At 64.9% G+C, this 12,672-nt stretch carries 13 protein-coding genes; 9 read left to right on the forward strand and 4 right to left on the reverse strand.

All coding sequences use genetic code 11. From position 1 onward, the window contains the following. From EOD07_RS06805 to EOD07_RS06835, 7 genes are all read left to right on the forward strand, one after another. Nucleotides 1–546, forward strand: a 546-nt coding sequence (locus EOD07_RS06805; protein ID WP_245469921.1) for an SAM-dependent methyltransferase, incomplete at its 5' end; no start/stop codon positions are given. Further along, nucleotides 543–836, forward strand: a complete 294-nt coding sequence (locus EOD07_RS06810; protein WP_040990335.1) for a DUF2849 domain-containing protein — start codon at nt 543–545, stop codon at nt 834–836. The genes EOD07_RS06805 and EOD07_RS06810, both read left to right, overlap by 4 nt. Before the next feature lie 43 nt (nt 837–879). Then, nucleotides 880–2,550, forward strand: a complete 1,671-nt coding sequence (locus EOD07_RS06815) for a nitrite/sulfite reductase (protein WP_127234501.1) — start codon at nt 880–882, stop codon at nt 2,548–2,550. Continuing rightward, on the forward strand, nt 2,525–3,289 hold the full coding sequence (locus EOD07_RS06820; RefSeq protein ID WP_127234504.1) for a phosphoadenylyl-sulfate reductase: 765 nt from the start codon (nt 2,525–2,527) through the stop codon (nt 3,287–3,289). The genes EOD07_RS06815 and EOD07_RS06820 overlap by 26 nt, the downstream gene beginning before the upstream one ends. A 169-nt stretch (nt 3,290–3,458) precedes the next feature. Beyond that, nucleotides 3,459–3,998: a DUF934 domain-containing protein gene (locus EOD07_RS06825; RefSeq protein ID WP_127234506.1), complete on the forward strand. Its 540-nt coding sequence runs from the start codon at nt 3,459–3,461 to the stop codon at nt 3,996–3,998. 212 nt (nt 3,999–4,210) lie between these two features. Beyond that, nucleotides 4,211–5,818 (forward strand): GMC family oxidoreductase N-terminal domain-containing protein, encoded by a 1,608-nt coding sequence (locus EOD07_RS06830; RefSeq protein ID WP_127234508.1) that lies wholly within the window; start codon nt 4,211–4,213, stop codon nt 5,816–5,818. 189 nt (nt 5,819–6,007) lie between these two features. Next, complete coding sequence (locus tag EOD07_RS06835; protein WP_073989805.1) at nt 6,008–6,628, forward strand: DJ-1/PfpI family protein; 621 nt, start codon at nt 6,008–6,010, stop codon at nt 6,626–6,628. Between the two features lie 125 nt (nt 6,629–6,753). On the opposite strand, the gene EOD07_RS06840 is transcribed toward EOD07_RS06835, so the two are convergent. Then, complete coding sequence (locus tag EOD07_RS06840; RefSeq protein ID WP_348627739.1) at nt 6,754–6,921, reverse strand: hypothetical protein; 168 nt, start codon at nt 6,919–6,921, stop codon at nt 6,754–6,756. Nucleotides 6,922–7,170: 249 nt separating this feature from the next. Here EOD07_RS06840 and grpE point away from each other — a divergent pair, with 249 nt between their 5' ends. Together grpE and EOD07_RS06850 are read left to right on the forward strand one after the other, a co-directional pair. After that, on the forward strand, nt 7,171–7,803 hold the full coding sequence (gene grpE / locus EOD07_RS06845; RefSeq protein ID WP_041007853.1) for a nucleotide exchange factor GrpE: 633 nt from the start codon (nt 7,171–7,173) through the stop codon (nt 7,801–7,803). Between the two features lie 102 nt (nt 7,804–7,905). Then, complete coding sequence (locus tag EOD07_RS06850; protein ID WP_127234510.1) at nt 7,906–8,538, forward strand: trimeric intracellular cation channel family protein; 633 nt, start codon at nt 7,906–7,908, stop codon at nt 8,536–8,538. 89 nt (nt 8,539–8,627) lie between these two features. Here the strand turns inward: EOD07_RS06850 and EOD07_RS06855 are convergent, their stop codons facing one another. From EOD07_RS06855 to EOD07_RS06865, 3 genes are all read right to left on the reverse strand, one after another. Beyond that, on the reverse strand, nt 8,628–9,515 hold the full coding sequence (locus tag EOD07_RS06855; RefSeq protein ID WP_041007857.1) for a GNAT family N-acetyltransferase: 888 nt from the start codon (nt 9,513–9,515) through the stop codon (nt 8,628–8,630). 183 nt (nt 9,516–9,698) lie between these two features. Beyond that, complete coding sequence (locus tag EOD07_RS06860) at nt 9,699–11,975, reverse strand: PAS domain-containing hybrid sensor histidine kinase/response regulator (RefSeq protein ID WP_127234512.1); 2,277 nt, start codon at nt 11,973–11,975, stop codon at nt 9,699–9,701. A 112-nt stretch (nt 11,976–12,087) separates the two neighbouring features. Next, nucleotides 12,088–12,672 (reverse strand): zinc-binding dehydrogenase (locus tag EOD07_RS06865; RefSeq protein ID WP_164772097.1); only part of this gene is annotated, 585 nt, incomplete at its 5' end.

Genomic DNA, 12,672 nt, shown 5'->3' on the forward strand with positions numbered 1-12,672 from the left:
GGCGACCCGCTGGTGTTCGGCCGCGCCGGCGAGGAAATGGCGGCGCTGCGCGGCGCCGGGGTCGCCTATGAGGTGGTTCCGGGCGTCACCGCGGCCTTCGCCGCCGCCGCCGATTTCGAATTGCCGCTGACGCTGCGCGGTGTGACTTCCTCGATGGTGTTCACCACCGGGCACGATCTCAAGGGCAACTCGCTGCCGGACTGGGCAAAGCTTGCCATCTCCGGCGCGACCGTCGCCGTCTATATGGGCCGTTCGGTCGCCGCCGAGGTCGCCGGCCGGCTGATCGAAGCCGGGCTGTCGCCGGACACCGCCGTCGCCGTCGTCGAGAACGCCAGCCTCGGCACCCGCCGTCGTTTCCATGGGACATTGGCCGACCTGCCGTCCCTGGAGGCGCGCGCCGACCTCACCGGCCCGGTGATGACGATCATCGGCGACGCCGTTGCCGGCGCCAATTTCGAACAGTCCGAGCCGCTCGCGGCACATAGATGTGAAGATACGGGGCATGAGGGCGCGGCTTCAGCCGTCGCCCAAGGAGTTGAGCAATGAAGGTACTGACCGCGAACAGGCTCTCCGACGGCATCGCCGTCTGGTACGCCGCCGGCGGCTGGGCGGAGACGGTCGGCCATGCCGATGTCGCGCATGACAAGGCGGCGGAGGACCGACTCGAAGCGATCGGCGCCGCGGCCGCCGCCAACAATGAAGTCCTGGACGTCAACGTGATCGACGTCACCATTGTCGATGGTTTGGTCGAGCCGGTGCGGCTGCGCGAGAAGATCCGCGCCGCGGGCCCAACCATCCACCCCGATCTCGGCAAGCAAGCGGAACGAGCCGCTTAAATCCAAGGAAGGCAACGGGCGGACGCGCCCTGAAAGACGAAGCATGTACCGTTACGACGAGTTCGACCACGATTTCGTTCAGGCCCGCGTCGCCGAGTTCAGCGACCAGGTAAAGCGCCGGCTTGCCGGCGAGATCAGCGAGGACCAGTTCCGGCCGCTCAGGCTGATGAACGGCGTCTATCTGCAACTGCATGCCTATATGCTGCGCATCGCGGTGCCTTACGGCACGCTGAACAGCCGGCAATTGCGTATGCTCGGTCACATCGCGCGCAAATACGACAAGGGCTACGGCCATTTCACCACGCGCCAGAACCTCCAGTTCCACTGGCCGGCGCTCGCCGACGTTCCGGCGATCCTGGCCGATCTCGCCAGCGTTGAGATGCATTGCATCCAGACCAGCGGCAATTGCATCCGCAACGTCACCGCCGACCACTTCGCCGGGGCGGCTGCGGACGAGGTCGCCGATCCGCGTCCCTACGCCGAAATCCTGCGCCAATGGTCCTCTGTCCATCCGGAGTTTTCGTACCTGCCGCGCAAGTTCAAGATCGCGGTGACCGGCGCCGAGCGCGACCGGGCCGCCATCCAGGCGCATGACATCGGCCTGCACCTCAAGAAGAACGCGGCCGGCGAGCTGGGCTTTGCCGTCTATGTCGGCGGCGGCCTGGGCCGCACGCCGATGATCGCCAAGAAGATCCGCGACTTCCTGCCGGAAGCCCAGTTGCTGTCCTACTGCACGGCGATCCTGCGCGTGTACAACCTCTACGGCCGCCGCGACAACAAGTACAAGGCGCGTATCAAGATCCTTGTGCACGAGACCGGCGTCGAGGAGATCGCAAGGCAGATCGAGGCCGAGTGGCAGGAGCTCAAGGACACCGAGCTGAGGCTGCCGGAGGCCGATATCGCGGCGATCAACGCCTATTTCGCGCCGCCGGCGCTGTCGGCCCGGCCGGAAGGCGATGCTGTCGTCAAGCAGGCGCGGCTCGATTCCAAGAGCTTTTCGGAATGGCTGGACCAGAACGTCGTGACGCATCGCCATCCCGATTATGCGGCGGTGACGATCTCGCTCAAGGGCATCGGCGAGGTGCCCGGCGACGTCACCGACAGCCAGATGGAAGCGGTTGCCGACATTGCCGAGAAATACGCCTTCGACGAACTGCGCGTCAGCCATGAGCAGAACCTGATCCTGCCGCATGTGGCGCGCGCCGATCTCAAGGCGGTTTACGACGCGCTGGTGGAGATTGGCCTGGCGACCGCCAACTCCAACCTGATCAGCGACATCATCTCCTGCCCGGGCCTCGATTATTGCGCGCTCGCCACGGCGCGCTCCATTCCGGTGGCGCAGGAAATCTCGCGCCGCTTCGCTTCGCTCGAGCGGCAGCGCGAGATCGGCGAATTGAAGCTGAAGATCTCCGGCTGCATCAATGCCTGCGGCCACCACCATGTCGGCCATATCGGCATCCTGGGCGTCGAGAAGAAGGGCACCGAACTCTACCAGGTGACGCTTGGCGGCTCTGCCGACGAGAACACATCCGTGGGCGAGATCATCGGCCGCGGCTTCTCTTCGGAAGAGATCACCGATGCCATCGAGCAGATCGTCGATACCTATCTCGGCCTTCGGCTCAGTCCCGACGAACGTTTTATCGACGCCTACCGCCGTGTCGGTCCCGCGCCGTTCAAGGAGGCGCTTTATGCTGGCGAAACCAAGGCCGCTTGACCGTACCGGCAGCGTGGAGACGGGCGTCGCCGCGGAAGCGGCGGGGCTCGACGCGTTGCACGGCCATCTGAAGCCGATCGAGATCATCGAGCGAGCGGCGCGTGACCTGTTTCGCGGCGAGATCGCCGCCGTGTCGTCCTTCGGCGCGGATTCGGCGGTGCTTCTGCACATGATCTCGGAGATCGACCGTTCGCTGCCGGTCATCTTCCTCGACACCGGCAAGCATTTCGAGGAGACGCTCGGCTATCGCGACGCGCTGGTGGCCGATTTCGGCCTGACCGATATAAGGGTGATCAAGCCGGACGAGGCGGCGCTCGAACGCGTCGATCCGACCGGCCAGCTCAACGAGACCGACACCGACGCCTGCTGCGATGTGCGCAAGGTCGAGCCGCTGGCGCGCGGCGTCGAACCGTTCCGCGCCTGGTTCACCGGGCGCAAGCGCTTCCAGGCTTCGACGCGAGCGGCGCTGCCCGTCTTCGAGGCGGTCGGCTTGCGCATCCGTATCAACCCGCTGGCTCACTGGACGACCTCGGACCAGGCCGACTACATGCGCGCGCATGCGCTGCGTGAAAATCCGCTGGTCGCCTATGGCTATCTCTCGATCGGCTGCTTCCCCTGCACGCAGCCGGTGCAGCCCGGCGAGGACGCGCGCAGCGGCCGCTGGGCTGGGCACGCCAAGACCGAGTGCGGCATTCACCTCTCCGGATTGGAAAAGTCGCTGACCGACGCCTCACTTTAGGATACGCCTGATATTCAGGTGAGGCCGGCCTGCGAATGGCGGCTTCCTGTGCTTCCGGTGCTGACGTACTTCAAGTACGCTCCGCTCCGGTTCTCGGAAGCCACCATTTTCGGCTCGGCCTCACCTGAATCTCGGCATATCCTTGGAATCTTTAGGACTTTAGGATTTGATGACTGGATCGACGACAGCGGGGACCCGCCTCTGGACCCCGGACGGTTTTCGCGAAGACGAGTGGACGCACGCCGAAAGCGCCGAAGCGCTTGCCGGCAATGGCCGTTTCGTCCTGCCGCTGCAGGTTTTTCTCGGGCTGGATGAGGACGTTCGCAAGTCAGCCAAGGAGCGCCTCGGGGTGTTGCTGCAGCCCGGCGACGAGCTCGACAAGATAACCGGCCTGCTGGATCAATTGTCGCTGGTGGCGCTAGCCTTTCCGGCCTTCAATGACGGCCGCTCCTTCTCCAAGGGCGAATTGCTGCGGGCCCGGTACCATTTCAAGGGCGCCGTGCGCGCCACCGGTCAAGTGCTGGTCGACCAGCTTCCGCATATGCTGCGACTTGGCTTCGACGAGTTCGAGGTCTCCAATCCGGTGCTGTTGAAGCGCCTGGAGGAAGGCAAGACCGGCGGCTTGCCGGTGTACTATCAGCCGGCGGTGGAGGCGGAACCCAAGGGGCCGAAATATTCCTGGCGGCGCAAGCGCGCTGGATCAGAATGACGTTCGGTTCGACGTCTGCTGATCCAGTCCTTCGCTGGAGCATGATCTTTTCCGAACCGAAGGTCAGGGCAGCAAAACCGGTTCCCACTTTTCGCCGACGCGGTCCTTCGGCTCGGGATCATGCTGTCGCTGACGCTGCGGCATCTTTACAAGCCTCGTAAGCAAGCATTCTCTCCAGACAACGGACGGAAAGATCCGCCGGGAGGGAAACCATGCGCTACGACTACGTCATCGCCGGCGGCGGTTCCGCCGGCTCGACGCTTGCCGCCAGGCTATCCGAAGATCCATCGAAGACGGTCTGCCTGCTCGAAGCGGGCGGCGCCGGCAAGGATCTCTTGATCCGCGCGCCGGCCGGCATCATCGCTTTGCTGCCCGGTCGGCCGAAGATCAATAACTGGGGCTTCCAGACAATACCGCAGGAAGGTCTCAACGGCCGCAGGGGCTATCAGCCGCGCGGCAAGGCGTTGGGCGGCTCCAGCGCCATCAACGCCATGCTCTACACGCGGGGCCACCGCCGCGACTATGACGAATGGGCCGAGCTCGGCTGCGACGGCTGGTCGTGGGACGAGGTGCTACCCTACTTCCGGCGCGCCGAAGGCAACCAGCGCGGCGCCGACGCCCTGCATGGTGGCGACGGACCGCTCAGGGTCGCCGAGCAGCAGGAGCCGCGCGCGATCTCGCGGGCATTCGTCGAGGCTTGCGGCGAAAACCAGATCAGGTTGAATGACGACTTCAACGGGTCGGAGCAGGAAGGAGCCGGCCTCTACCAGGTGACGCAGTTCTGGGGCGAGCGCCGCAACGGCGAGCGCTGTTCGGCGGCCGCCGCCTATCTGCATCCGGCGATGGGCCGGCCGAATCTCACCGTGATCACCGGCGCGCATGCGACGGGCGTCGTGCTCAACGGCAAACGCGCCACCGGTGTGCGTTATCGCACGGGCAAGAGCGAGGCCGTGGCGGAAGCAAGACGCGAGGTCATCCTCTGTGGCGGGGCGTTCGGCTCGCCGCAGCTGCTCTTGCTCTCCGGCATCGGGCCGGCGGTCGAGCTCGCGGCGCACGGCATTCCGCTCATCCACGAATTGCCCGGTGTCGGCAGGAACCTGCAGGACCATCTCGATTTCATCCTCGCCTGGAAGTCACGGGAGACGGATTTGATGGGCATCGGCCTCACCGGCATGCCGGGCCTGATCAGGCACATGCTGCGCTGGCGCAAGGACGGCACCGGCATGATCGCCACCCCTTATGCCGAAGGCGGCGCTTTCCTCAAATCCGACCCGGCGATCGAGCGCCCCGACCTGCAACTGCATTTCTGCATCGCCATCGTCGACGACCATGGCCGCAAGCTGCATATGGGCTATGGTTTCTCCTGCCATGTCTGTGTGCTGCGGCCGCATTCGCGCGGCGAGGTGGGTCTGACGAGCCGGGATCCGCTGGCGCCGCCGCGCATCGATCCGCGCTTCCTCGAGGACGAGCGCGACGGCGATCTTCTGCTCAAAGGCGTGCGGATGATGCGCGCCATATCGGAGGCGCCGGCGCTGGCGAAATATCGCGCTAAGGAAATCTACACCGCCGGCGCGTCAAGCGACGCCGAACTCATGGCGCATATCAGGGCGCGCGCCGACACGATCTACCACCCGGCCGGCACCTGCAAGATGGGCATCGACGACATGGCCGTGGTCGACCCGAAGCTCAAGGTTCGCGGGCTGGAAGCGTTGAGGGTGGTGGATGCCTCGGTGATGCCGACCCTGATCGGCGGCAACACCAATGCGCCGACGATCATGATTGCCGAGAAGGCCGCGGACATGATCCGGGCCGCGGTCTGACCGTCAGCCTTGGTCGGACCAGCTTCTTCGGTTCTGTCGCGATGATGCCGCCTTTGGACGCTTGCCGAAAGGATCGAATCCATCTGGTCAGACCAATTTGGCGATTTGCGCTTCCTCTTTTGCCCTCCTCACCTTAGGATAGGACAATTTATTTGCACTCCGAAATAAATAGCTAAGGGAGGAAAGAGCATGGCTGGTAAGAAAATACTGATGCTCGTTGGCGAGTTCAGCGAGGAGTACGAGATTTTCGTCTTTGAACAGGCCATGCACGCGGTGGGTCATACCGTCCATGTCGTATGCCCGGACAAGAAGGCGGGCGACGTGCTGAAAACCTCATTGCACGACTTCGAGGGCCACCAGACCTATACGGAAAAGCTGGGCCACGACTACATCCTCAACAAGACCTTCGCCGAGGTGAATCCGGCCGATTACGACGCGGTCTATGCGGCGGGCGGGCGCGGGCCGGAATATATCCGTATCGACAAGCGCGTGCAGGCGCTGGTCAGGCATTTCCATGAGACCGGGAAGCCGATCTTCACCATCTGTCATGGTGTGCAGATCCTGATCGCGGTCGATGGCGTGGTGCGCGGCAAGGAAGTGGCGGCGCTACATTATTGCGAGCCGGAAGTGACGCTTGCCGGCGGCACCTATGTCGATGTCGCCCCGACTGGCGCGCATGTCGACGGCAATCTGGTTTCGGCCAAAGGCTGGCCTGGCCTTGCCGCCTTCATGCGGGAGTGCCTGAAGGTGCTCGGCACCGAAATCCGCCACGGCGAAGCGCTGATGCGTGACGACCGAAAGGCGGCCTGAAAGCGCGTCGCGATCCTTCAGATTCGCTCCATGCGCTTAGGTTTTTGATTTTACGCATGACTTCATCCCGAAACCGGTTACCACTTTCGGGAGACATGCGTTAAAACCGATCAATTGCGGCGCGGCTATTGACGCCGCCCGCCGCTGGCTTTCTTCGCCTCGGCGCCTTCAAGGCGGTCGAGCAGGTCGCTCAGCCGCCTGGGTACCTCCTTTTCCAAGCGAAATGCCGGCAAGGTGCGCAGAAAGCGCTTCGTCGCTTCGCTGCCAGCCTGCCGCCTGATATCGTTGGCCAATTCGGCGCGCCTGTTGCCATGGTTGCCGCTCATGTCCCAAAATCCTGTGTCGGCTTCGAAACTCCTCCAGCCCGTCTATGGTTCCCGCAACGGCATTTGAGGGCAAGCAAAGCCGCGTGATACGGTAAAATTTGAATTAACTTGGAACGACCGGCCGATATTCGCCGGCAGCGCTTACCCCTTGATTTTTGACCTCCAAACCTCGATATCGGGCGCAAATCCAGACCAATCCGAATGACGGGAAACGCGATGAGCGACCAGGCAAAAGACGAACGCACGCCCGAAGATATGGAAGCCACCCAGGCTTCCGGCGAGCGTGCGGAAGGTGGCGTCGACGGCGACTACGAAGCGCTGGTGCGGCTGCTGAAGGAAAATGAGGAACTGAAGGACCGTGCATTGCGCGCGGCGGCCGACATGGAGAATTTGCGGCGGCGCACCGCGCGCGACGTTCAGGACGCCCGCGCCTACGCCGTCGCCAATTTCGCGCGCGACATGCTGTCGGTTTCCGACAATCTGCGCCGCGCGCTCGACGCGATCCCGGCAGAGGCGAAAGCCGGCGGCGACGCCGGCTTCAAGGCGCTGATCGAGGGTGTCGATCTCACCGAGCGCGCCATGCTTTCGGCGCTGGAGCGCCACGGCGTGAAGAAGCTCGCGCCGGAAGGCGAGAAGTTCGATCCGAACTTCCATCAGGCGATGTTCGAGGTGCCCAATCCGGAGGTTCCGGCCGGCACCGTCGTGCAGGTGGTTCAGCCGGGCTATTCGATCGGCGAGCGCGTGCTGCGGCCGGCGATGGTCGGCGTCGCCAAGGGCGGGCCGAAGACGGCCGCCGAGGCGAAGGTCGAGCCGGGTCCGGTGAACGAGCAGGCCGAGAAGGATGCTTGAGAGCGAGTAGCGAATAGGGAGTAGTGAATAGGGGCTGATATTTATCCGCGGCTTCGTGCTATTTCCCTACTCACTATTCGCTACTCACTACTCGCTCATTCCATGAATCCCATCGCGTCGCTCGACTATGCCGGCGTCGCCGTCTTCGCGGCGACGGGCGCGCTTGCGGCATCGCGCAAGCAGCTCGACATCATTGGGTTCCTGTTCCTGGCCAGCGTCACCGGCATCGGCGGCGGGACGTTGCGCGACGTCATCCTCAACCTGCCGGTGTTCTGGGTCGCCAATGGCGGCTATGTGTTGATCTGCGCCGTGGTCGCGCTACTGGTCTTCTTCAGCGCCCACCGCTTCGAATCGCGTTACAAGCTGCTGCTCTGGCTCGATGCCATCGGGCTTGCGGCGTTCTCGGTGATGGGCGCGGCCAAGGGGCTGGCGATCACTGGCTCGCCAGTCGTGTCGGTCGTCACGGGCGTGCTGACGGCGACCTTCGGCGGCATCTTGCGCGACCTGCTTGCCGGCGAGCCCTCGGTGCTGCTCAGGCCCGAAATCTATGTCACCGCGGCCCTTGCCGGCGCGACGATCTTCACCATTGGCGACCTTGCCGGCCTGCCGCCGCTGGCATCAAGCCTGCTCGGCTTTGCGGCAGCCTTCCTGGTGCGCGGCGGGGCGCTCAAGTTCGGCTGGTCGTTTCCGGCCTACAAGAGTCGGCCGGGGCGAAGGCCGGAAGATATTCCGTGAAGAGCAAGTGGTGAATAGTGAATGGTAAAATGGTCGATGGGTGCAGAGCCGATGGCCATCAACCATTCACCATTTACCATTCACCTGAATCACGCCGCGAAGCGCTGCCCTTCGCCGCCATAGTAGTTGACGTAGCGGGCGCCGATCTCCTTGACCGGCATGACGACGAAGACGTCGACGGTCGAGAATTCGTGGTCGATGACGCAGCCGTCGCCGATGCGGGCGCCGACGCGCAGGTAGCCCTTGACCAGCGGCGGCATGGCGGCGATCGCCGCCTTGGTGTTCACCGCCTCGATCGGCATCAGGTCCATCGAGCAGTAGCGTCCCGGAACCGCGCGAACATCCCAGGCGGAGTTGGTGCGGCAATGATGGGCGAGATAGGTCAGCGCCTCGGCATGCGCCGCCGGCACAATGCCATGGAAAGAGGCGCAGCCGGTCATCACGCCGATGCCGTAATGGTTGATATAGGCCCAGATGCCCTGCCAGAGCGCCTCGATGGTGCGCTTGGAGCGGTATTCCGGCAGAACGCAGGAGCGGCCGAGCTCGAGGAAGCGCTGGCCGGGATGCCGCGCGATCAGCTTGGTGAGCTCAAACTCGCCCTCGGAATAGAAGCCGCCGGCGGCTGTGGCGATCTCCTGCCGCAGCAAACGGTAGGTGCCGACGATGCGGCGATGCTCAGGACCGGGAAGGGAGGTATCGAACACAAGAAGGTGATCACAGAGCGGGTCGAAACGGTCGGCGTCACGCCGGTTCTGCGCCTGGAACAAGTCCTTCCTCGCGCCGAGCTCGTCGTAGAATACCCGATAGCGGACTTCCTGGGCGGCGGCGATCTCGGCCTCGTTGCGGGCGAGCCGCACTTCGAGATTGCCGATGCGGCCCAGCGGAGCACCGCTTGCGACGGCGTCGGCGGTACGGGCAGCGAGCAGGGCGCCGCCGGCGTTCGGCCGAGTGTCACATTCAGGCACGACTGTATGCACGAGTGATTCTCCTTCGAGCCATCCCTCTTGGCGCGGGGATACGGTGTAGGTGCAACAGGATTGTGACAGTACCGTGATACGACGTGGCGGGCAATACTTTGTCGGCTGGGCAATACCCTCAACCGGCTATCTTGTGGCCGCGAAAGCCAGTCAAGCCAAGGTGTTCAACGGTTAAAAATTTCCTCAGGCCGCAACCTGGCCCTCGACCGCCTGGACGAGCGCGTCCGGGTCGAGCGGCTTGGTCACGAAACCGCTGGCGCCATGGGCGAGCACGGCATGCCGGGTCTTTTCCTGGCTGTCGGCCGAAAGCACCATGATCGGGATCGGCGGCATGGCGAGCGACTCTTCATGGCGACGGATGGCGGCGATCGCATCGAGCCCGTCCATGACAGGCATATGCAGGTCCATCAGCACCACGTCGAAGCGGAACTTGAGGCCTGCATCGGTGACGGCATCGACCGCGGCCTTGCCGTTGCCGACGATCTTGACGCGATGCCCGGCCTTGAGCAGCGTGGCGCGGGCGAGCATGGCGTTGATGTCATTGTCTTCCGCGATCAGCACCGACAGGCCCTGGTCGCGCTTGCGCGAGGAAGCCTGGCGCGGCTCCGGCCGCGGCTGGACGAGCGCGGAGCCATGGCTGGTCAACAGCACCCGAAGCAGGGTCTCGCCGCGCACGGGCCTCGCGAGGAAGGTGGCGTAGCCGCTGGCGCGGAATTCGCCGAGCATGCCGCGGTCGGTCGGCGCGATCAGGGTGATGGCCTCGCAGTCGGCAAAACCCGAGTCGCGCAGCCGCTTGAGCAGCCTGCCGTCGCTGTTTTCGAGCGCGGCGTCGATCAGGAGCACGTTGCAGCCGGCAGCGAAGGGAGCGGCCTGGCTTGGTGTCGCCGCGATCTCGACGATGCCGCCATGGGCCCTGATCGTGCGGGCGATGGCATCGGCCTCGGTGGGGTTCTTCGACACGATCACCGCCCGCCTATCGGCGAGGATGTTGTGGCGATGCGGCGGCGGCTCGGTTGCAGCGACCGCCGGTAGCTCGAGGACGAATTCGGACCCTTCGCCGAGCCGGCTCGAGACCGAGATCGTGCCGCCCATCGCGGTGGCCAGCCGCTTCGAGATGGCAAGACCGAGACCCGCGCCGCCATGCACCCTGGTCGAGGTGCCGTCGGACTGCTCGAACTCCTCGAAGATGCGCTCCATGTCCTCTTCGCGCAGGCCCGGGCCGGTGTCGGCGACGGTGAAGCAGATGCGGTCGGTGGTTTCGGTGCGCGCGCGCGCCACGGTGAGCAGCACGCCGCCCGTGTCGGTGAACTTCACCGCATTGCCGATGAGGTTGAGCAGCACCTGGCGCACGCGGCCAGGGTCGGCCGTGATCATCTGCGGCACGTCGGGCTCGACATGACAGCCAAGGCCGATGTTCTTGGCGAAGGCTCTTGCGGCCAGAAGCTCGATGATGTTGTCGGCAATTTCACGCAGCGAGGTCGGCTGCGGCTCGGGCTCGAAGCGGCCCGCCTCGATCTTGGAATAGTCGAGCAGGTCCTCGATGAGCGCGAGCAGCGCGCTGGCCGAGGTGGAGACGGCGCCCACATAGGTGCGCTGTTCAGGCGAAAGGTCGGTATCGGCAAGCAGCTTCGCCATGCCCATGATGCCGTTCATCGGCGTGCGGATCTCATGGCTGACGGTGGCGAGGAAGCGCGACTTGGCCTGGCTCGCATATTCGGCCCGTTCGCGCGCGGTGATCAGCGAGGATTCGGCGCGCTTGCGGGCGGTGATGTCGCGGGCGATGGCCCGGTGCGAGACCGCGCCCGTGTCCTTGTCGCGCACCGACAATTCGATCCAGGAGAACCAGCGCGGCCCGTTCGGGGTGCGTATCGCGACATCGGTGGAGCTCAGGCAGTCGTGATCGGAGAAGGCGGCGTCGGGAACGACGCCGACATCGATGCCGAGCTCGGACAAGGTCTTGCCGGCAAGATCGCGCGCGTCGACGTCGACAAGCGAGGCAAAGACGCTGTTGGCATAGACGATGTGGCCGTCGCGGTCGCGATGGACGACGAGGTCGCCGAGCGCGTCGATCAGGCCGCGGAAGCGCTCCTCGCTCTCCTGCATCTCCCACATGCGGTCGGCGAGGGTCTCGATCTCGGCGCGACTGCGGGCCGCGGTTTCGTCGAGCAGCGCTGCGGTGCGACGCTCGTCGCGACGATTGCGCAGATGCATGGCCAGGCCGGCAAGGGCCGCAGCAGCAAGGCCGGCGGTGACGATGAGCGGCGCTCCGGTGAGATGCGCGAGCCCTGCCATGACGGCGATGGCGACGATCGTCAGGAACGGCAGGCCTTCGTGGCTGGCCGCGGGCAATTCGGGAGCCAGCGGCGGCGCGACAAGCACCTGCCGCTTCGGCGCATCGGGGATGAGCCTGTCAGCGCCCGCGGCTTTGCTGTCCTGCCTGATGTCGGAGTCCGCGACCATGCGCGGACCATGCCAGACAGAGATTATGGAAGACTGGGAGGGATCGTTCGAATTTTAGCGATTGCGCGGATTCCTGCCGCCTTGCGGGCGCGGGCGGAGCCGCGACTTCCGGCTACATATCGACGACGACGCGGCCCCGGATCTTGCCTTCGACGATGTCGCGCGCGGCGGCGACAATGCCGTCGAAACCGATCGTGCGCGACAATGTCGAAAGCTTCTTCAAGTCGAGATCGGTGCCGATGCGGCGCCATGCCTCCAGGCGGACGGCCTTCGGCGCCATCACCGAATCGATGCCCAGCAGCGAGACGCCACGCAGGATAAAGGGGGCGACGCTTCCCGGCAGGTCCATGCCGCCGGCCAGACCGCAGGCAGCGATCGCACCGCCATAGGAGGTCATCGACAGGACGTTGGCCAAGGTATGGCTGCCGACCGAGTCGACGCCGCCGGCCCAGCGCTCCTTGGCGAGCGGCTTCGCCGGCTGGCTGAGCTCCTCGCGCGAGATCACCTCGGCGGCGCCGAGGTCGATCAGATAGGGGCTCTCGGCGTTGCGGCCGGTCGATGCGATGACATGGTAGCCAAGGCTCGACAGGATCGAGATGGCGACCGAGCCGACGCCGCCGGCGGCACCCGTCACCACCACCGGACCGCGGTCGGGCACGATGCCGTGACGCTCCAGCGCCATGACGGAGAGCATGGC

Source organism: Mesorhizobium sp. M2C.T.Ca.TU.002.02.1.1, from assembly GCF_003997225.1.